This is a genomic window from Nocardia aobensis NBRC 100429 (genome assembly GCF_000308375.1).
In the GTDB taxonomy this organism is placed as follows: Bacteria; Actinomycetota; Actinomycetes; order Mycobacteriales; family Mycobacteriaceae; genus Nocardia; species Nocardia aobensis.
On sequence record NZ_BAFQ01000123.1, the window covers coordinates 1 to 20,259 of the forward strand.

Below are 20,259 nucleotides of genomic sequence, written 5' to 3' on the forward strand. Positions count from 1 at the left end.
GTCTCGCTGCTGCACGGCTGGCTGCCACTGACCATCGAGATCGTCGCCGCCGTCCTGCTCGTGATCGCGATCGCGCGCTGGGGCCGGCGGTGGTGGCTGATCCGGGTCCCGATCTGTCTCGCGCTCGGTGTGGTGGCCGCCTTCACCGCCCGCACCGTGATGAACAACGAGGGCCTGGCCTCCGATCCCGCTCCGGTGCAGCTGTGGATCTGCGTGGGCGCGGCCGTCGCCGCGATCACCCTGGCGGTCGTCGGCTGGCCGGGTGCGCGCTGGTGGCGCCGCACCGCCGCGATCGTCGCGGTGCCGTTCGCGATCGCCAGCTCGGCGGTGGTGCTCAACCAGTGGGTGGGCTACTACCCCAGCGTGCAGTCGGCGTGGAGTGCGCTGACCGCCGGACCGCTACCCCACCAGACCGATCAGGACGAACTCGCCGCGATGCGCGACACCCACCCCGCCCACGGTGTGGTGGTGCCGATCGACACCGGCGACGCCGCCAGCGGATTCAAGCACCGCACCGAATACGTCTACCTGCCGCCGGCCTGGTTCGCGGGGCCCACGCCGCCCGCCCTGCCGGCCGTGATGATGATCGGCGGCGAATTCAACACCCCCGCCGACTGGCTGCGCAGCGGCCAGATCATGCCCGCGATCGACGCGTTCACCGCCGCGAACAACGGCAGCGCCCCGGTCCTGGTGTTCGTCGACTCCTCGGGCAGCTTCAACAACGACACCGAGTGTGTCGACGGCCCGCGCGGCGCCGCCGCCGACCACCTCACGAAAGATGTCGTGCCCTATGTGGATTCGCATTTCGGTGTCCCCGCCGATCCGGCGAAGTGGGCGGTGATCGGCTGGTCGATGGGCGGCACCTGCGCCACCGATCTGACCGTGATGCATCCGGAGCTGTTCCACACCTTCGTCGACATCGCCGGCGATCTCGGTCCGACCTCCGGCACCAGGGAACAGACGATCGCGCGGCTCTACGGCGGCGATGCGGCCGCCTACGACCGCTTCGACCCGCTGACGGTGATGGCGAAACACGGCCCCTACACCGGTGTCGCCGGTCTGTTCGACGATCTGACACCGCCGCATCGCCAGGATCACACCGGTAAGGACCCCGGCGGCGGCCACTTCCACATGCCGCAGGTCGACGAGAGCCGCATCGGCGTCGGCGGCCAGGACGGCGTCATGGACACCGGCGAGGTGGGCGCCGCCGAGAAACTGTGTGGTCAGGGCCGCGCGGTCGGCATCGAGTGCACCATCCACACCACGCCGGGCGGGCACACCTGGCAGTTCGCGGCGGCCGCGTTCACCTCGTCGCTGCCCTGGGTGTCGGCGCGGCTCGGGCTGCCCGTGCACACCTGATACACCGCGGGCCGCCGCCGGAGCATCCGGCAGCGGCCCGCGGCGGTACGGATCAGTCGTCGAGTTCGGCGAGGACCTCGTCGGAGACGTCGACGTTGGTGTACACGTTCTGCACGTCGTCGCTGTCCTCGAGCGCGTCGACGAGTTTGAACACCTTGCGGGCGCCGTCGGCGTCGACCGCGACCGACACCGAGGGCTGGAAGCCGGATTCGGCGGAGTCGTAATCGATTCCGGCTTCCTGCAGCGCGGTGCGCACGGCGATCAGATCGCTGGGATCGCTGATGATCTCGAACGAATCACCGAGGTCGTTGACCTCCTCGGCGCCCGCGTCGAGCACCGCGGTCAGCACGTCGTCCTCGCTGAGCCCGTTCTTCTCCAGCGTGACGACGCCCTTGCGATGGAACAGGTAGGCCACCGAACCCGGATCTGCCATATTGCCGCCGTTGCGGGTCATGGCCACGCGCACCTCACCGGCGGCGCGATTGCGGTTGTCGGTGAGGCATTCGATCAGCACCGCAACACCATTGGGCCCGTAGCCCTCGTACATGATGGTCTGCCAGTCGGCGCCGCCGGCCTCTTCACCACCGCCGCGTTTGCGGGCGCGCTCGATGTTGTCGTTGGGAACCGACGACTTCTTCGCCTTCTGGATGGCGTCGTAGAGAGTCGGGTTTCCGCCAGGATCACCACCGCCGGTGCGCGCCGCGACCTCGATGTTCTTGATGAGTTTCGCGAACATCTTGCCGCGCTTGGCATCGATCACGGCCTTCTTGTGCTTGGTGGTGGCCCATTTGGAGTGGCCGCTCATTCCCTACTTCCTTCAGGTCGGTGTGCTCGAGGCCCGGGCAGATTCGCGATCTGCGTTCCGGCGATCGCTGTGCAGTCTACTGCCCGGTCCCCCACCGCCCGGCCGGGGTGCACGGCGAACGATCAGGTACCGGCACCCACCGCGGCCCGGACCGAGTCGACGAACAGCCGGTGCACGCGCAGATCACCGGTCACCTCGGGATGGAAGGAGGTCGCGATGACCGAGCCCTGCCGGACCGCGACGATCCGGCCCGCCGCATCCTGCGGGTCACCCACCGACGGGCCCTCGGCGACCACGGTGCCCGGCCGGGGCCGGTGCGGGACCCGGGCCAGCACCTCGACGCCGGCGCCCACGCGTTCCACCCAGGGCGCCCGGATGAACACCGCGCGGATGGGATCGTCGAGGCCGGTGAAGTCGAGATCGGTCTCGAACGAATCGACCTGGCGTCCGAAGGCGTTGCGCCGCACCGTCATATCGATGCCGGACAGCGACTGGGCGTCGGGACGGGTGTCGAGCACCTCCGAGGCCAGCAGGATCATCCCGGCACAGGAGCCGAAGGCCGGCATGCCCGCGCGCAGCCGTGCCCGCAGCGGTTCCAGCAACCCGAACACCTCGAGCAGTTTGCTGATCGCGGTCGATTCGCCGCCCGGCAGCACGAGCGCGTCGACGGATTCCAGTTCCGATTCCCGTCGCACACTCACCGGTTCGGCATCGCACGCGGCCAGCGCGTGGAAGTGCTCACGCACGTCACCCTGCAGTGCCAGCACGCCAATGGTCGGTTTCACGGCACGAGCATACGAGTCGCGCGGCGCGGTCGTGGCCTGCGGCCGTCGTGGTTGTGGCGCCGCTCACCTACCGGCGCAGCTTGCGGATGAGCCCTTCCTGCACGACCTGCGCGACGAATTGTCCGCGCTGGTTGAAGATCCGCCCGCTGGTGAGCGCGCGGCCGTACCCCGCGGACGGGGAGTTCTGGTCGTAGAGCAGCCATTCGTCGGCGCGGAAGGGACGCAGGAACCACATCGCGTGGTCCAGCGACGCGTCCTGGGTCGGCTCGTCGCGGTGGGTGACCTTCGACGAACCGAGCAGGGTCATATCGCTCATGTAGGCGAGGGTGCAGACGTGGAACAGCGGGTCGTCGGGCAGCGGGTGGCGGTAGCGGAACCAGACCTGCTGCTGGGAGGCCAGGCCGTCGCGACGGACGACCGCGTCCTGCGGCACCAGCCGGATGTCCCAGTGCTCCCATTCCCGCATCAGCCACAGCCGCTCCGGGCTCATCGAGGCGCGTTCGTCCGGAATGTCTTGCGGCAGTGGGACTTCCGGCATCACATCCTGATGTTCGGGGCCCTCGTCGCCGACGTGGAAGGAGGCCGACATGGTGAAGATCGCCTCGCCGTCCTGGACACCGGTGACCCGGCGGGTGCAGAACGAGCGGCCCTCGCGAATGCGTTCCACCAGGTACACGGTCTGCTCGGCGGGATTGCCGGGGCGCAGGAAGTATCCGTGCAGCGAATGCACCTCGAAGCGTGGTTCCACGGTGCGCACGGCCGAGACCAGCGCCTGCCCGGCAACCTGGCCGCCGAATGTCCGCGCCAGCTGGGACTTGGTGATCGCGCCGCGGAAGATGTCCCGCTCGAGCCGCTCGATCTCCAGTGCCTCTTCGATCGTCGCCATGTACCGTCCTTCCGCCCTGTGCCCCGCTCAGGCTAAGCGATGGCGAACCCGCTCCGGCGAGCGACTCTCCGCCGTGACAGCGCTCACGACGCCGGTTCGCCCTGCGATCCGATCAGTTCCCGCGCCTCTTCCTCGGACTGCGCGGCCGGCGCCGACCCCCACATGTGCCTGCCGTTGGGCTCCTGCAGGAAATACACCGAGACCGCACCCACCAGCCCGGCGATGATCAGGTAGTACGCCGGCCAGTTCAGATCGCCGGTCGCGCCGACGAGCGCGCCGACCACCACCGACGTGGTGCCGGCGAACAGCGAGACCGCCACGTTGAACGACACCGACAGCCCCGCGCCGCGCACCTTCGTCGGGAACAGCGACGGCAGGGTGGACGGCATGGTCGCGCTGAAGCAGATGAGGGTCAACCCCATCATCAGCAGGCCCAGGAATACGGCGAACGCGTTGTCGGTGCGTACCAGCAGAATCATCGGAAACGCCAGCACCATCAGGGCGATGACGCCGGTCCAGATGATCGGTTTGCGGCCGACCCGGTCCGAGATCAGGCCGATCACCGGGATGGTCAGCAGCGCGATGACCATCACCGCGATCTGCAGCCACTGCGAGGCCGAGGACGACAGGCCGCCGCCGGTGCTGTCGGGCACCGTCGAGGTGACGTAGGTCGGCATGTAGGAGGTCAGCATGTAGTTGGTGACGTTCCAGGCGACGACCAGACCCATACAGACCAGCACGTACGGCCACAGCCGGGCCAGGATCTTGGCCTCGTCGCCGGTCTTGTTCGCCTTCTCCCGCTCCTCGGATTCCTTCTCCAGCGCGGCGAACGCGGGGGTGTCGGCCAGTCGCATCCGCAGATAGACGCCGACCGCCCCCAGCGGCAGGGCGACGAAGAACGGCAGTCGCCAGCCCCACGACAGCAGCTGGTCGTCGGTGAGGGTGGCGTCGGCGAGCGTGACGACCAAGGCGCCCAGCAGATATCCGGTGAAGGTGCCGAATTCCAGCCAGCTGCCGAGGAATCCGCGCCGCCGGTCGGGTGCGTACTCGGCGATGAAGGTCATGGCGTTGCCGTATTCGCCGCCGGTCGAGAAACCCTGCAGCAACCGCGCGCACAACAACAACATCGGCGCCCAGATCCCGATCGTGTTCTGATCCGGGATGCAGCCGATGGCGAAGGTGCCGGCCGCCATGAGGATCATCGTGGTGGCGAGCACCTTGTTGCGGCCGATGCGGTCGGCCAGCGGTCCGAAGAACATGCCGCCGAAGGGGCGCACGAGGAACGCCACCGCGAACAGGCCGAACGTGGCGATCGTGCCGGCGGTGTCCCCGAGATGGGAAAAGAACACGTCCTTGATGGTCGGCTCGAAATACGCGTAGACACCGAAGTCGTACCACTCGGTGATGTTGCCGATACTCGCCGCGCCGATCGCCCGGCGGATGATCGGCGGATCGGTGACGACGATGTCGTCGAGCGACCACCGCTTCGGACGTTCACGCGGGACCAGCACCGCCACGGACTCCGACCTCCTCGACTTCGCGACAACCGTCGATCACCGGTGCCGCCGGGCCTGCGCGAGGTGTTCGATCGCCTCGCAGGTGTCCGCCGTGTCCGGAATCGACCCGCTCAGGCTATGCGATGGCAAACGCGCGCGGCGGGCGACTCTCCGCGATTCGCGCCGTGGCGGGCATGATAGGCGGATGCCCGCATACGAACCGATCGCCGCGGACGGGCTGGTCGAGCGGGTCGTCGCGGCCACCCTCGCGCTGCCGGGGCCGGTCGTGATGGCCGTCGACGGGGCCGACGGCGCCGGACCACGGAAACCGGCCGATCGGATCGTCGAACGGATCCGCACGCTCGGGCGGCCGGCCGCGCGGGTGTGGTTGCACGACTTCGTTCGCCCGGCATCGCTGCGGCTGGAGTTCGGGCGCGACGAGATGACCTATCGCACAGCCTGGTTCGACTACGCCGCGCTCGATCGCGAAGTGCTGGAGGCGGTGCGCCGGCGCGGGCGGTGGCTGCCCGCGCTGTGGGACGAAGCCGAGGACCGTTCCGCCCGGGCGCGCACGCAGTCGGCCGAACCGGGTCTCGTACTGGTGGTCGCGGGTCCGATGTTGCTCGGCCGGGGACTGGATTTCGATATCACCGTGCGGCTGCAGATGTCGGAGGCGGCACTGCTGCGGCGAACCGATTCCGCGGACCGGTGGACCGTGCCCGCTCTACTGCGTCACGACCGCGAGCACGACGACGTGCCCACCTTCGATGTTCGCTGGGATCATCCGGACCGCCCGGCGCTGCGGATCGGCGCATGATCCGCGTCGCCGCCTCGGATGCGCAGGGGCGCAACGGCATTCGCGGCGGTCAGCCGGCGAAACGTTCGCGGTCGGCGACGGGGAGCCAGCATCCGGCGGCGATGTCGCGGTTGTAGGTCGTGCGGAAATGCTCGATCAGATGCGGTAATCCCGGATGGGTGTTGGCCGTCGACCACAGCAGCGCGTGCGGATAGGCCGGTGTCGGGTCGACGATCGGCACCCGCCGGATGTGCGGATGCCACGGATTGCGGAAGTGGTCGCTGCTCACGGTGGCCAGGGTGTCGGAGCCCGCGATGCGGGCGAGCATGGCTTCGATGCCGTCGGGCCCGGGGAACCGGGTGCGGTCGCGGGGCGTGGTATCGATTGTGACACCGCAGAATTCGCTCAGTTCGCGATAGAAGTCGGCCCACTCCGATGCCACCCCGGCGCCCGGGATCCACACCGTGTACGCGCCCAGTTCGGCCAGTGGCACCGCCGACCGCCCGGCCAGCGGATGATCTCGGCCGACGAGCAGATGCGCCGGATCCACGTACGCGGGCACGGCCGCGATATCGGCCGGCAACGGGCGGGGGCCACCCGAGGGCCGGGCGAACGCCGCGTCGGCGCGGCCGTGCACCACCATGTCCCGCGAGGTCACGAAGACGTTCGAGATCACGATCTCGGTATCGGCGGCGGGATTGCGGTCGAGGTAGAACCGCATCTGCTCGGTCGCGCCCTGCCGCTCGCCCTGTACCGCGACGCGCAGCGGGCGCGGCATCTCACCGACCGCCGCCACCGCGGTGTCGGCCACCGCCAGCAGTGCGCGCGCATGCGGCAGCAGCCGCGTACCGGCGGCGGTCGGCACGATTCCGGCGGGTACGCGGTCGAACAGCGCCACGCCGAGCTGGGCCTCGAGTTTCGCTATTCGCTTCGACACCGCCTGCTGGCTGATGCCGAGAACCACGGCGGCGAGACTGAACTGCTGTTCCTCGGCCGCGGCCACGAAGGCGCGTACGGCTACCAGGTCGAGATCCGTTCTCGCAGCTCCACCCACAACCATTCGTTGTGCACCCTTCGCTGTATTCTCCTCGAGCCCCATCGCATCAGGAGCCGGCAACTTCCGGAAAACAGTACCCGACAAGCTATTCGGCGACCGCTCGCATCGTTCCGGCGGCCACGAATGGCCGCGCGACCACTGAGAGCTCACGCCGTGGGGATGTGCTGCCGGGTGCCGATCACCACGGTGCTCGACGCGGCGCGATGCGAACGAACCGAGCGTGCCGCATCATCCGGCACGAGCCGTCGGCACCGGAGGGCCGGATCGGCCCCGACGCCCGGGTCGGTTCCTCAGTCGCCGGCCGGTACGACGCCGCGGCGGGCCGATTCCGCGAGGCGAGCGGCGAGCCCCAGGATCAGTTCGCGCAACTCCCCCGGATGCCGCACCTCGAACGGGCGATCGAGTGCGGCGAGTACCGGCGGCAGCCAGTCGAGCCGCTCCGCCCGGATACCGACTTCCCACCAGCGCTCGGCGTCCGAGTCCGCCGCGTCGTCCGCGTCCTCCGCCGCATCGAGAGTCGCCACCGTCGCGGGCAGGTGGGCGCGGATCTGCTCGACGGTAGCGAAGATGCGCAGCCGCACGTCGTATCGATAGTCGGCGGCGGCGAATCCGGACACCACCCGCCGCACCGGATCGATATCGCCGGGCGCGTCGAACGATCCCGGCAGGGTTCGGGCGGTGGTGATGCGATCCAGGCGGAAGGTGCGATCCCCGCCGTGCCCGGGATCCACACCGGTGACGTACCACCGTCCGGAATGCGCGACGAGCCCGTAGGCGTGCAGCGTGCGTTCGCTCGCGCGGCCGTGGCGATCGGTATAGCGGAGCGTGACCGGCCGGTGGTGGCGTATCGCGTCGGCGATCGTCAGCAGCACCGCGGCGTCCGCGGAAGCGAATTCGGCCGGCGCATCGGTGAATGCGAGCGATTCCACCAACACGTCGAGCCGTCGGCGCAACGGCTGGGGAAGTACCCTCCGAATCTTGGCGGCCGCCGTCTCGCTCGCCGTCACATCCGTTGCGGCCCAGCCGATTCGGCGGCCGGCCAGGAGGCCGAGCAGGACCGCCAACGCCTCGTCGTCGTCGAACATCAGCGGCGGCAGGCGGTATCCGGGGGCGAGCCGATAGCCGCCGTAGCGACCACGCACCGACTCCACCGGAATGTCGAGATCGATCAGGTGGTCCACGTATCGGCGCACGGTGCGTCCCTCGACCCCGAGCCGGTCGGCGAGTTCGGCCACGGTCCGGGTGCCGCCGGACTGCAGCAATTCGAGCAGGGTCAGCACGCGTCCCGTCGGTCGAGCCATGATCTCGACCCTAGTGCGAATACTGGACCGATTCTGTCCCCTATTGCTCCTACGCTGCGGAAAACACCCTCGAACGGCAAGGAGCAGCCCATGAATTTCGTCTCGATCCGCATCATCACCGCGGACGTCGCGCGTCTGGCCGAGTTCTACGAGCGCGCCACCGGATTACGCGCTCGGTGGGCGAACGAGGATTTCGCCGAACTCGAGACCGGCGTCGCCACCCTCGCGCTCGCGAGCACTCGTACCGTCGCCCTGTTCGCACCCGGCTCCGCCCGTGCGTCGGACAACCACAGCGTGATCACCGAATTCCTCGTCGACGACGTGGACCGGGTGTATCGCGAGCTGTCCGGCGCCGGCACCGAGGTGGTCGCCGAGCCGGCCACGATGCCCTGGGGCAACCGCTCGCTGCTGGTCCGCGACCCCGACGGCAACCTGGTCAACTTCTTCACACCGGTGACGCCGGCGGCGATCGCGAAGTTCGCAGAACGGACCGAGCCGGTCACGCTGGGAGTCGCCGGCGGGTGACGCCCGGGAACGACGTCGCCGGGCCGTCCTGTGCAGGACGACCCGGCGACGTGGTTGTCTCGGAAGCGGTGTCCGAACGGGTTACCAGCCGCGCTCGGCGAGGCGGTGCGGCTCCGGAATCTCCTCGACATTGATGCCGACCATGGCCTCACCCAGGCCGCGCGATACCTTCGCGAGCACATCGGGGTCGTCGTAGAAGGTGGTGGCCTTCACGATGGCGGCGGCACGCTCGGCCGGGTTGCCGGATTTGAAGATGCCGGAGCCGACGAAGACACCCTCGGCGCCCAGCTGCATCATCATCGCGGCATCGGCGGGGGTGGCGATACCACCGGCGGTGAACAGCACCACCGGCAGCTTGCCGGTCTCGGCGATCTCACGGACCAGCTCGTAGGGCGCCTGCAACTCCTTGGCGGCCACGAACAGCTCGTCCTCGGGCAGCGACTGCAGGTGGCGGATCTCGCCGCGGATCTTGCGCATGTGGGTGGTCGCGTTGGACACGTCGCCGGTGCCGGCCTCCCCCTTGGAGCGGATCATCGCCGCGCCCTCGGTGATGCGGCGCAGCGCCTCGCCCAGGTTGGTGGCGCCGCAGACGAACGGCACGGTGAACTGCCACTTGTCGATGTGGTTGGCGTAGTCGGCCGGGGTCAGCACCTCGGACTCGTCGATGTAGTCGACGCCGAGGCTCTGCAGGATCTGCGCCTCGACGAAGTGGCCGATGCGCGCCTTGGCCATGACCGGGATGGAGACGGCGTTGACGATGCCGTCGATCAGATCCGGGTCGCTCATGCGCGCGACGCCGCCCTGGGCGCGGATGTCGGCGGGAACCCGCTCGAGCGCCATCACCGCGACCGCGCCGGCATCCTCGGCGATCTTGGCCTGATCGGCGGTGACGACGTCCATGATCACCCCGCCCTTGAGCATCTCGGCCATGCCGCGCTTCACGCGGGCGGTGCCGGTCGTCGAGGTGGTGTCGGGCGTTGTCACGGGCAAACTCCTGATTATCGGGGATTCGTTCGAGGAGGCATCGCTGCGATGCGAACCTCCACGATTCTAGGCGCCCCGATCAGGCCACTAGATAGCCAGTCCGAGAGCACTGGACTGGTCCGCCTCCCACGGCCGGGATCACGCCCCGGGCCGGGCGGCCGCTACGGCGTCGCTACGGGCGCGCCGAAGGCAGGTACCCGTGGCGCCGGGCGGTGCGAAACCGCAGGCCGGCGCCACCTGTTCGTCAGATCGGGTCGACGACGAACAGCTGCGCCCAGTACGTCGCGGCCTGCTCGCCGATATACGGCAGCAGGAAGTCGTACAACAGATAGGACATATGCATTCGGTACCTCACCTCCACACACCGGTTCGCCGGATTCGGTGTGCGGCAAACCGGTTTCGACCCTAACCGATGGTGACCTGTCACACACCGGCAACGGTCGGGTATCGGCGAGATCGGCGGATTTCCGACGAAATGTGTTGACCGCCAACGCGTCCCACCGTCACACCTCGGCCAGCAGCGGCTCGAGCAGTCCGACGGCGACGACCCGGATCTGCTCCAGCGCCCGTTCGACCGGCCCGGTCGGCTGGAACAGATGACTGAGGGCAAGGCGCACAACGGTTTCGGCGGCCGACGCCAGCTCCTCCTCACCCACCGACGCCAGCTCGTATTGCGCGCGAACCGTCGCGGTGACCGCGGCGATCGCCCGGCCGAGCACGGGTTCTGGTTCGGTCATCAGCGCCGGCAACAGCGCGGTATCGGGCGCCGAACGGCCCGACAGCACCGCCTTGAGCAGCATATTGTCCGCGCCGCTGCGCAGGGTGAACTCCACGGCCGCGATCAGGCCGGCGATCACATCGTCCGGGTGGGCCGCCAGCTGCTCGGCGATACCGATCAGGAAGACGTCCACCTCGTTCGCGATCACCACCTCGGCGAGGTCCTGTTTGGTGCCGATCTCCTTGTACAGCACCGGCCGGCTGACGCCGACCTCCTTGGCCACCCGCGACATGTTCACCGCACCCCAGCCCTCGGTACAGACCAGGCCGCGAGCGGTCTCGATGACCCGCTCGCGCAGAAGTCGGCGCATATCGGACTGGAAGTTCGGCGCGGTAGCCACGCCCACGATCGTACACGGTCCACGAAAATGTTCGCGCTATTGACAACTTTCATGGATCTGTATTCAATGAGAACACTTCTTCAGAAAGTGTAAATACATCGAGGTGGGCGAGGCGCCGCTCCCGCCCCGTCCGCACACTCCGTCCGCCGGACGCACCGTTCCATCGCGCATTCCGCGCACCGTTCGTGAGGAGAATTTCGTGACCACATCCCGAATCGGCGATCCGGCCCGGACCGCACCGCCGCAGTGGCGCGACCGCAAGCGCCATCTCTGGTTGTTCGGCCTCGTCCCGCCGACCGCGGTCCTGCTCGCCACCGGCCTGGTGTGGCTGTTCCACCAGCTGGGCTGGCACCACGCGGCGTCCGTGTGGTGGTGGATCGGACCACTGCTGGTGTACGTGCTGCTGCCGATCCTCGACCGATTCTTCGGGCCCGACGGGCAGAATCCCCCCGACGAGGTGATGGAACAGCTCGAGAACGACCGCTACTACCGCTACTGCGTCTACGCCTACATCCCGTTCCAGCTGCTCAGCCTGGTGTTCGCGTGCTATCTGTGGAGCGCGGCCGATCTGTCCTGGCTGGGCGTCGACGGCGGGCTGAGCCTGATATCCAAGATCGGCCTGGCTCTGAGCATCGGCACCATGGGTGGTGTCGGCATCAACACCGCGCACGAACTCGGCCACAAGAAGGACGAACTGGAGCGCTGGCTGTCGAAGATCACGCTGGCGCAGACGTTCTACGGCCATTTCTACATCGAGCACAACCGCGGCCACCACGTGCGGGTGGCGACACCGGAGGATCCGGCCAGTTCCCGGTTCGGCGAATCGTTCTGGACCTTCCTGCCGCGCAGCGTGTGGGGCAGCCTGCGCTCGTCGTGGTCCCTCGAGAAGACCCGGCTGCAGCGAATGGGCAAGCGGCCGTGGTCGATTCACAACGACGTGCTCAACGCGTGGCTGATGTCGGTGGTGCTGTGGGGCGCGCTGGCCGCGGTCTTCGGCCCCGGGGTGCTGCCGTTCCTGGTGCTGCAGGCGGTCTACGGATTCTCGCTGCTGGAGACGGTCAACTATCTCGAGCACTACGGCCTGCTGCGGCAGCGCACGGCCGCCGGACGCTACGAACGCTGCACGCCGGAGCACAGCTGGAACTCCGACCACATCGTCACCAACATCTTCCTCTACCACCTGCAGCGCCACAGCGACCATCACGCCAATCCCACCCGGCGCTATCAGACCCTGCGCAGTATGGACGGCGCGCCCAATCTGCCCAGCGGCTACGCCAGCATGATCACCGTCGCGTATTTCCCGCCGCTGTGGCGCCGCGTGATGGACGAGCGGGTGCTCGCCCACTACGGCGGTGACATCACCCGCGTCAACGTCCAGCCCGGCAAGCGCGATCGGATCCTCGCGAAGTACGGGGTCGCCTGATGTCCCGATTCCGTTGCCCCGTCTGCGATTACGTGTACGACGAAGCCGACGGCGCCCCGCGCGAGGGCTTTCCACCCGGCACCGCGTGGTCCGCGATTCCCGACGACTGGTGCTGCCCCGACTGCGGCGTGCGGGAGAAGCCGGATTTCCACGCCGATCTCGCCACCCACGACCCGGCCCCGACGAAAGGTCCCTGACATGACCGACTACAAGCTGTTCCGTTGCCTGCAATGCGGATTCGAATACGACGAGGCCCTCGGCTGGCCCGAGGACGGCATCGCGCCGGGCACCCGCTGGGACGACATTCCCGACGACTGGTCCTGCCCCGACTGCGGTGCGGCCAAGGCGGATTTCGAGATGGTCGAGGTCAGTCGCGCATGACCGGACGCATCGTCATCGTGGGCGCCGGGATCGCGGGCGCGACCGCCGCCCGCACCCTGCGCACCGAGGGCTACACCGGCGAGATCGTGCTGCTCGGCGCCGAGGACCGGCTGCCCTACCGCCGCCCGATGGTCTCGAAGGAGTTGCTCGCCGGCACCGCGAACGAACGCCGGCTCCTGCTCGAGTCCGCGCAATCGTGGCGCGAACTCGAGGTCGAGGTCCGCCTGGGGACCCCGGTCGACGGCATCGACGTCGACCGCGACCGCATCCGTCTGGGCACCGGCGAAACCCTCGGCTACGACGCGCTGCTGCTCGCGACAGGTGCCCGCGCACGAGAACTGCCCGGCCCCGAATCGGGCGCGTACACGCTGCGTACCGCCGCGGACGTCGACGCGTTGCGCGCGGCCGTGGTGACCGGTGGATCGCTGCTCGTGGTGGGTGGCGGCCTGGTCGGATGTGAAGCCGCCGCGACGGCGCGCGGACTGGGGGCGGCGGTGACGATCGTGCACGCCGCCGACGCGCCCCTGGAGCGGGTTGCGCCGCGGGTGGTCGGCGAGCACTGCCGAAACCTGCACGCCGACAACGGTGTCGACATCCACGACGCGATCGTGCTGGACCGGATCGACGGGAGCGGTGGCGATGTCACAGCCACCGCCGTCGACGGACGCCGGTGGACCGCCGCGGCGGTCCTCGTCGCGATCGGCGCGGAACCGGATACCGGATTGGCCCGCCAGGCCGGACTCGCCGTCGGGGACGGCATCCTCGTCGACGAGTCCTACACCACCTCGGCATCGAACATCTTCGCCGCCGGTGACGCGGCGGCCGTCTACGATCCGGAATTCGGGGTCCACCGGCGCACCGAACACTGGAACAGTGCCCAGGCACACGGCATCGCCGTCGCGAAATCGATTCTCGGACAAACCGTTCCGTCGGACGAGGTCACCTGGGGCTGGACGACCCAGTACGGCGTCTCCATGCAATTCGCCGGTCGGCCGCAGCCCGAGGACAAGGTCGTGGTCCGCACCACCGACACCCCCGGCCGGTTCATCGCCCTGAGCCTGCGCGCCGGGCGTCTGGTCGCCGCCGCGGCCGTCGCATGCCCGGCCGAGTTGCGCACCGCCCGTACTCTCATCGCGGCCCGCACCACGCACGACCCGGACACCTGGTCCGACCCGGCCATTCCCCTGCAGGAGCTGGCAGCCGCGACCGAGCTGTCGAGCCACCACTGACCGAACAGCCGGAGGCAGGTCCCGGCCGGCCGGCTCCGTCACCGCATCCCGATACGTCCGAGATCGGCTGTGAGCGGTCCGTTTTCGCGCTACGGCCTTGCCTGCGACGGGAGGTCTTCGTGGTCGAGGGTCTCGACCACACCTGATACCTTGCAGCTTTCGCACAGTTCGGCCGGGGTCCGGCCGGAGCGACAGGGAGGTCGCGGGTATGAACACGGCAGCACGCCGGCTCACCGGATCCGGCGCGCGCCGGATCGGGATCACGGTGCTGATCCTGGCTGTCGTGGCGGCGGTCGCGACGGTCGTGTGGGTGAACCGATCTCCGGAGCAGGCGCCGGAGGGCCCCGCGGCCGGTGGCCGGTTCCGAATTTCCCCTCGGCTCGACTCCGCTCCGGTACCACGATGGACGTTGCGCGCTGCCGACCTGTCCGATGAGCCCGGTGCGGTCCTGCTGGCGTTGCCGCACAGCCTGGACAGCTACCACGGGCACGGTTCGCCGATGGATGCCGGGCCGATGATCGTCGCGGCCACCGCGGTACCCGGCGTGCCCGGGCCCGGTACCGCACCGGCGGTCGGTCCCGTGCGGTTGTACGGTATCGATCCGGACACCGGCGCGGTGCGGTGGAAGATCGACGCCGGCGAGCTCCTCAACTGTAACGAGCGCGTCTTCGACGGACAGCTGACCTGCCGCGGCACGCACCGAGTGCTGATCATCGACGCCGCTACCGGCGCGATCGCCACGGACCACGCGACGGACTTCGAGGTGATCGACGTTGCGGTGCGCGACGGTGTGGTGTCCGTCGCCGGTCGCACCGCCGACTCGATGACCGCCGTGGTCACCCGGGGAACCGTTGCCGACATCGAGGCGAGCTGGCGCCGAACGTATCCGACACCGGTTCCCGACGACCCGGTCAGGCCGAGACTCGATGCGCCGGACTACTTCCGGGACGGCCACGACCGCGGCGTTCGCGTCTACGATCTGCGCACCGGCGACCCGCTGTTCACCGCGCCCGTCGGCGCCGTATTCGACGGCGGGATCATCGCCACGCAGGTGATCGATCGCAGCGGAAGCGCGGGACGAGTCACCCTTCTCGATCGCAACGGTCACCTCATCACCGAGGTCGGCAACCCCAGTTTCCTGCTCGAGTGGTACCCGACCGCGACCGCGTCGCCACCGCCGATCCTCACCGGTGAGAGCGCCTACGACCGGACGACGGGGCGAGTGCTGTGGACCAATCCACAGATCGGCCGCGACGAGTCCGCGGGCCGCCAGGGCGCGGTCGAAGGGGTGGTGGATCACACGGTGATCGTTCGATCGCCCGACGGGACGGCGCTCACCGGCCTCGATCTCGACGACGGAAACCAGGTGTGGCAGCAGCCCGCGGGGTTCGCGAACACGGTGCGCGACGGCCTCACCGACGGTCGGCACCTCGTTCTCACGGACGGCATCACCGTGCACGCGATCGACGCCGGCGACGGTACGACCGCCTGGTCGATGTCGCTGCCGCCCAGCGGCGATCCGAGATTGCGCTCCAGGGTGGAAGCGATGGGCGGCCGGATGGTTGTCGTGCTCGCGGACGCGTTCACCGGATACGCTGCGGCGTGAGGCGACGCGAACAATCGCCGCGGCTCAGCGGATGGACCGAACCTCCGGCTCGAGATCGGAACCGGCGGCGGTGAGCGCCTCGGCCAGCAGGTTGTCCAGGTGGTACGGGTACACCGTTTCGCCGATCCGGTCGAGTTCGGCGATATCCGGCGGCAGACACCAGCGGTAGGCGGTCACGCAGCGGCGTTCCCAGACGGTCGGGTCGGCGGGTTTCGGATCGAACCAGCGCACCCGGGCGACGAAGAACAACTCCTCGGAGCGAATCAGCTCGCCGTTGAACGGGAAGACCGCGACTCGCCGCCAGATCGGGCCGCGCAGCAGCGTGGAGTCCAGCGCCAGACCCGTTTCCTCCCACACCTCGCGCACCGCCGCGGTTCGCAGCGTCTCCCCCGGTTCGATGCCGCCGCCGACGGTGAACCAGAACGGCGAATCGGGGGTCTGCGGGTCGTGGCCGCGCATCAGCAGCACGCGGTCCTCGTCGTCGAGCAGCACCACCCGGGCCGAGGTGCGGACGGTGTCGACCTCGAGGCCGGTGGTCGCGGCCGGCGTGACCCGTTCCGCGATCTCGAAATAGGTGGGCAGCGGCGCGGTGCCGCCGAGGTGCAGCAACCGCACCGGGCGGCGGGTACGCAGCGCCAGAGTGTCGCGCACGGCGTCGTTGTGGAAGCGGCGCGCGATCAGAACCCGCGCCTCGGCATCGGCGAGTTCGGCGACCAGCTGCGGCCGCAGTGAGGTGATGTCGACCGCGGACAGCGCGGCCGCGAGCTGGTTCTCCGCCGTCTCCCGATCGCTCCAGTCGGCGCGTTCGGCGCGGTCGGCCAGCGCGATCAGCCGGGTGGACTGTTCGGCCGCCGTGGACTCCGACAACGGCCCGGCCATCGAGATCGCGACCGTGCGGGCCACCACCGCGCGCCGCGCCAGGGCCGCCTCCAGCGCATCGCGGGCCTGGTCACCGCGCACGTGCAGGCGGTCGAGCCGGTTGGCGGTGGAGTAGGCCCAGACTCCGATGGCGATGATGACCGCCGCGATCAGCGCGAGGACCAGGATGGTCGTCGCGGAGAAGGTGATCATCCAGCGGTCCTCACCCGGGCGTCGCCGACGGTGACCGTCTCGTACACCCGCAGAATCTGTTCGGCCACGACCGGCCAATCGTATTCGCCGACAACCTGATCCGCGGTGCGCACCAGATCCTCGCGGCGCTCGCGGTCGGTGAGCAATCCGTCGATCGCCTCGGCCAGCGCCGCGGAATCACCCACCGGCACCAGCACTCCCGCGGTCCCGTCGCGCAGCACCCGACGGAAGGCGTCCAATTCGCTGGCCACCACGGCGGTTCCGGCGGCCATCGCCTCCACCAGCACGATGCCGAAACTCTCCCCGCCCAGATTCGGCGCGCAGTACACATCGGCGCTGCGCATCGCCGACGCCTTCTCCGCATCCGAGACCTGACCGAGGAAACGCAGATGTCCGGCGTGTTCCCCCGCTTCCCGGCGCAGCCGTTCCTCGTCCCCGCGGCCGACGATCAGGATCTCCACGTCGGGATGGCGGGCGACCAGTTTCGGCAGTGCGCCCAGCAGCACGGCCATCCCCTTGCGGGGCTCGTCGTAGCGGCCGAGGAACAGCACCGTCCCGCCCGTACGCGGATATCCCGGCAGCCGTGGCGCATTCGCGAACGCCGGCACGTCGACCCCGTTCGGGATCTCGACCGCGTCGCTGCCCAGCGCCTCCACCTGCCAGCGCCGGGCCAGCTCCGACACCGCGATCCGCCCGCTGATCTTCTCGTGGTAGGGCCGCAGCACCCCCTGGAAGGTCGCCAGCACCAGCGAGCGGGTGGTGGAGGTGTGGAAGGTGGCCACGATGGGTCCCTCGGCCACCTTCAGCGCCAGCATCGAGATACTCGGGGCGTTGGGTTCGTGGACGTGCAGGACCTCGAAGTCGCTGTCGGCGATCCAGCGCCGCAGCCGGGTGTAGGCGGTCGGCCCGAACGACAGTCGCGCCACCGAACCGTTGTACGGAATCGCCACCGCCTTCCCGGCCGAGACGACGAATTCCGGCAGTTCGGTGTCGTCGGAGGCCGGCGCCAGCACGCTCACCTTGTGGCCGCGCTCGATCAGTACCTGCGCCAACTCCACGACATGTGACTGCACACCGCCCGGCACGTCGAACGAGTACGGGCAGACCATGCCGATTCTCATGACACCGCGTCTCCGGCGGACCGCTCATCGCCGCGCACGGCCTGCGCTGCCGCGATCCGCTCGAGGCGCTGGGCGGACAGATCCCGTTCCCACAGTGGCTGCAACATATGCCAGTCGGCGGGGTGTTCGGCGATATTGGCGGCGAACCGGTCCGCCAGCTGCTGGGTGGCCGCCGCGACACCGGCCGAAACATCCAGCGGCGCTTCGGTTTTCAGCCCCCACCCCTCGCGGCCCTGCTCGTCCACGGTGAACCAGGCGTGCACCGGCATCAGCGCGGCGCCGGTCTCGATGGCCAGTTTCGCCGCGCCCGCCGGCATCCAGGTGCGTTCGCCGAAGAACTCCACCGGAACACCCTTGCCGGTCAGATCGCGCTCGCCCATCAGGCAGACCACCTTGTTGTCGCGCAACCGTTGCGCGAGCTGCCGGAACGGCGGCTGCTCTCCGCCGGTCAGCGGGAACACCTCGAACCCCAGGCTCTCCCGGTAGGCCACGAAGCGCTCGAACAGCGATTCCGGCTGCAGCCGTTCGGCCACCGTGGTGAGGCCGCCGTAGTGCTGCACCAGCCACACCCCGGCCATATCCCAGTTCCCCGAATGCGGCAGCACGAAGACCACACCGCGCCCCCGCGCCAGCGCGACGTCCAGATTTTCGATGCCCTGGGGTGGCGGCATGAGCGGCGAATCCGCCAGCGCCGCATGGTCCAGAGTCGGCAGCCGGAACGCCTCGCGCCAGTACCGGGCATACGAGCGCATCGAGGCGCGAACCAACTCGTCGGGCACCTCGAGCGGGTCGACGTCCAGCACCCGGGCAAGGTTGCGGCGCAATTGATTCGGTCCCTCGCCGCGGTGGGCGGCACGGTTCGCGCGCCGGGCCGCCCAGTCGCCGCCGACGTCGAACGCGCGGCGCGCGGTGCGTTCGGGCAGTCCCCGTACCAGTCGCCACCCGGCCGCGTAGGCCCGGTCGGTCAGCGCGGCCCTCATCTGTGTCACGCCCCTACCACTTTCATTTCGCCGTATCGGAGTCGGCCTTGGTCACCGGCGCGATCACATCGCGGGCACCGGCCGAATTCCGTACCGCCAAGACTCGCTGGAAGACGGTGACGATGCTCAGCACCGCCAGGATGTACATCGCGACATACACCGCGTAGGTGAGCCACTCGATGCCGAAATAGCCACCGATGCCGGTGAAGCCGGCCCCGACCAGCACGATGACCAGGCGGTCGGGGCGTTCGATGATCCCGCCGTCGGCCGACAGCCCGCTCGCCTCCGCCCGCGCCTTGGCGTAGGAGATCACCTGCGAGGTCACCAGGACCACCAGCGTCGCTACGAACAGGTGCTTGCTGTGCTCGTGATACACCGACCACCAGGCGAGCGCGCCGAAGATGGCGCCGTCGGCCACGCGATCGCACGTGGCGTCGAGGACCGCACCGTATTTGGTGCCGCCGCCGCGAGCGCGGGCCATCGCCCCGTCGAGCATGTCGAACATGACGAAGAGCCAGATCACCATCGTTCCCCAGAACAGGTGATCGGTCGGGAACAGCGTCACCGCGGCCACGATCGAGGCGGTGGTGCCGATCAGCGTCATCGCGTCGGGCGTGAGCCCGGTGCTCACCAGCGCCCGTCCCAGCGGCGCGGTCGCCTTGGCGAACGTCTCCCGACCGAAGAAGCTCAGCACGCTACTCGACTTCCTTCGCCTCGTGCCACGCCCCGGCCAGCAGGGCCCGCGTCTCCCGCAACAACTGCGGCATCACCTTCACCCCGCCGACGACGGTGATGAAATTGGCGTCCCCGCCCCAGCGGGGAACGATGTGCTGATGCAGGTGGTCGGCCAGCGATCCCCCGGCCACGCCGCCGAGATTCAGCCCGACGTTGAAACCCTCGGGTCGCGACACCTTCTTCATCACCCGGATCGCCCGCTGGGTGAACGCCATCAGTTCGGCGCTCTCCTCCGGGGTGAGATCCTCGAGGTCGGCCACCCGCCGGTAGGGCACCACCATCATGTGGCCCGGGTTGTACGGGTAGAGGTTGAGCACCGCGAACACCCATTCGCCGCGCGCGATGACCAGTCCGTCCTCGTCCGACATCTTCGGGATCTCGGTGAACGGGTGCTTCAGCCCGGCCGAGGTCGTCTCCTCCGCGCCGGCGGGCGCGTCGGCGTCGGCCGGCCCGTTGCGGCTGTCGCGATCGGCGACCGCACCGGTGATGTAGGACATCCGGTACGGCGTCCACAATCGCTGCAACCGGTCCGGGTCCCCCGCTCCCGTGTCGACGATCCGACCCGGATCCTGTTGCGTCACAGCCTCTTCCACCATGCCCT

General features: G+C 69.0%; 21 protein-coding genes. 8 read left to right on the forward strand and 13 right to left on the reverse strand.

Annotated features, from left to right (window positions below; genetic code table 11):
* Positions 1–1,359, forward strand: a 1,359-nt coding sequence (locus RJ03_RS15485) for an alpha/beta hydrolase (protein WP_245552295.1), incomplete at its 5' end; no start/stop codon positions are given.
* Positions 1,360–1,411: 52 nt separating this feature from the next.
* Here RJ03_RS15485 and RJ03_RS15490 read toward each other — a convergent pair.
* The 4 genes from RJ03_RS15490 to RJ03_RS15505 form a co-directional block, all read right to left on the reverse strand.
* Positions 1,412–2,164, reverse strand: coding sequence for a YebC/PmpR family DNA-binding transcriptional regulator (locus RJ03_RS15490; RefSeq protein ID WP_036502880.1), 753 nt, complete (start codon positions 2,162–2,164; stop codon positions 1,412–1,414).
* Between the two features lie 122 nt (positions 2,165–2,286).
* Positions 2,287–2,949, reverse strand: coding sequence for a pyridoxal 5'-phosphate synthase glutaminase subunit PdxT (pdxT, locus tag RJ03_RS15495; RefSeq protein WP_083870847.1), 663 nt, complete (start codon positions 2,947–2,949; stop codon positions 2,287–2,289).
* A gap of 67 nt (positions 2,950–3,016) precedes the next feature.
* Positions 3,017–3,835: an acyl-CoA thioesterase gene (locus RJ03_RS15500; protein ID WP_036502884.1), complete on the reverse strand. Its 819-nt coding sequence runs from the start codon at positions 3,833–3,835 to the stop codon at positions 3,017–3,019.
* 83 nt (positions 3,836–3,918) lie between these two features.
* Positions 3,919–5,352, reverse strand: coding sequence for an MFS transporter (locus RJ03_RS15505; protein WP_036502887.1), 1,434 nt, complete (start codon positions 5,350–5,352; stop codon positions 3,919–3,921).
* A gap of 184 nt (positions 5,353–5,536) precedes the next feature.
* Between RJ03_RS15505 and RJ03_RS15510 the strand changes: the two genes are divergently transcribed.
* On the forward strand, positions 5,537–6,148 hold the full coding sequence (locus RJ03_RS15510) for a nucleoside/nucleotide kinase family protein (protein ID WP_036502888.1): 612 nt from the start codon (positions 5,537–5,539) through the stop codon (positions 6,146–6,148).
* Between the two features lie 49 nt (positions 6,149–6,197).
* Here RJ03_RS15510 and RJ03_RS15515 read toward each other — a convergent pair whose 3' ends face one another.
* Both RJ03_RS15515 and RJ03_RS15520 read right to left on the reverse strand, forming a co-directional pair.
* Positions 6,198–7,181: a LysR family transcriptional regulator gene (locus RJ03_RS15515; protein ID WP_167331973.1), complete on the reverse strand. Its 984-nt coding sequence runs from the start codon at positions 7,179–7,181 to the stop codon at positions 6,198–6,200.
* Positions 7,182–7,474: 293 nt separating this feature from the next.
* The gene (locus RJ03_RS15520) at positions 7,475–8,485 is read right to left on the reverse strand and encodes a helix-turn-helix transcriptional regulator (protein WP_036502892.1); all 1,011 of its coding nucleotides are present in this window, start codon (positions 8,483–8,485) and stop codon (positions 7,475–7,477) included.
* Between the two features lie 90 nt (positions 8,486–8,575).
* Between RJ03_RS15520 and RJ03_RS15525 the strand changes: the two genes are divergently transcribed.
* Positions 8,576–9,010: a VOC family protein gene (locus RJ03_RS15525; RefSeq protein ID WP_036502893.1), complete on the forward strand. Its 435-nt coding sequence runs from the start codon at positions 8,576–8,578 to the stop codon at positions 9,008–9,010.
* 81 nt (positions 9,011–9,091) lie between these two features.
* On the opposite strand, the gene pdxS is transcribed toward RJ03_RS15525, so the two are convergent.
* Complete coding sequence (gene pdxS / locus RJ03_RS15530; RefSeq protein ID WP_062997834.1) at positions 9,092–9,994, reverse strand: pyridoxal 5'-phosphate synthase lyase subunit PdxS; 903 nt, start codon at positions 9,992–9,994, stop codon at positions 9,092–9,094.
* 503 nt (positions 9,995–10,497) lie between these two features.
* Positions 10,498–11,112: a TetR family transcriptional regulator gene (locus RJ03_RS15535; protein ID WP_036502928.1), complete on the reverse strand. Its 615-nt coding sequence runs from the start codon at positions 11,110–11,112 to the stop codon at positions 10,498–10,500.
* 199 nt (positions 11,113–11,311) lie between these two features.
* On the opposite strand from RJ03_RS15535, the gene RJ03_RS15540 reads away from it, so the two are divergent.
* From RJ03_RS15540 to RJ03_RS15560, 5 genes are all read left to right on the forward strand, one after another.
* Positions 11,312–12,535, forward strand: a complete 1,224-nt coding sequence (locus RJ03_RS15540; RefSeq protein ID WP_036502931.1) for an alkane 1-monooxygenase — start codon at positions 11,312–11,314, stop codon at positions 12,533–12,535.
* Positions 12,535–12,732 (forward strand): rubredoxin, encoded by a 198-nt coding sequence (locus RJ03_RS15545; RefSeq protein WP_036502895.1) that lies wholly within the window; start codon positions 12,535–12,537, stop codon positions 12,730–12,732. Before RJ03_RS15540 ends, RJ03_RS15545 begins: the two co-directional genes overlap by 1 nt.
* Before the next feature lies 1 nt (position 12,733).
* Positions 12,734–12,916, forward strand: a complete 183-nt coding sequence (locus RJ03_RS15550) for a rubredoxin (protein WP_036502897.1) — start codon at positions 12,734–12,736, stop codon at positions 12,914–12,916.
* Entirely contained in the window at positions 12,913–14,145 is a 1,233-nt protein-coding gene (locus tag RJ03_RS15555) for an NAD(P)/FAD-dependent oxidoreductase (RefSeq protein WP_036502900.1), read from the forward strand. Before RJ03_RS15550 ends, RJ03_RS15555 begins: the two co-directional genes overlap by 4 nt.
* Positions 14,146–14,353: 208 nt before the next feature.
* Positions 14,354–15,751: an outer membrane protein assembly factor BamB family protein gene (locus RJ03_RS15560; protein WP_036502902.1), complete on the forward strand. Its 1,398-nt coding sequence runs from the start codon at positions 14,354–14,356 to the stop codon at positions 15,749–15,751.
* A gap of 24 nt (positions 15,752–15,775) precedes the next feature.
* On the opposite strand, the gene RJ03_RS15565 is transcribed toward RJ03_RS15560, so the two are convergent.
* Genes RJ03_RS15565 through RJ03_RS15585 form a run of 5 tightly spaced genes read right to left on the reverse strand, consistent with a single transcriptional unit; the run spans position 15,776 to position 20,254 of the window.
* Positions 15,776–16,819: an NUDIX hydrolase gene (locus RJ03_RS15565; RefSeq protein WP_036502934.1), complete on the reverse strand. Its 1,044-nt coding sequence runs from the start codon at positions 16,817–16,819 to the stop codon at positions 15,776–15,778.
* Positions 16,819–17,943, reverse strand: coding sequence for a glycosyltransferase family 4 protein (locus RJ03_RS15570; RefSeq protein WP_036502904.1), 1,125 nt, complete (start codon positions 17,941–17,943; stop codon positions 16,819–16,821). The genes RJ03_RS15565 and RJ03_RS15570 overlap by 1 nt, the downstream gene beginning before the upstream one ends.
* Positions 17,940–18,923: a phosphatidylinositol mannoside acyltransferase gene (locus RJ03_RS15575; protein WP_051024727.1), complete on the reverse strand. Its 984-nt coding sequence runs from the start codon at positions 18,921–18,923 to the stop codon at positions 17,940–17,942. The genes RJ03_RS15570 and RJ03_RS15575 overlap by 4 nt, the downstream gene beginning before the upstream one ends.
* Positions 18,924–18,945: 22 nt before the next feature.
* On the reverse strand, positions 18,946–19,617 hold the full coding sequence (gene pgsA / locus RJ03_RS15580) for a phosphatidylinositol phosphate synthase (protein ID WP_036502906.1): 672 nt from the start codon (positions 19,615–19,617) through the stop codon (positions 18,946–18,948).
* Position 19,618: 1 nt separating this feature from the next.
* Positions 19,619–20,254 (reverse strand): ATP adenylyltransferase, encoded by a 636-nt coding sequence (locus RJ03_RS15585; protein WP_036502908.1) that lies wholly within the window; start codon positions 20,252–20,254, stop codon positions 19,619–19,621.
* Positions 20,255–20,259 lie beyond the last annotated feature (5 nt).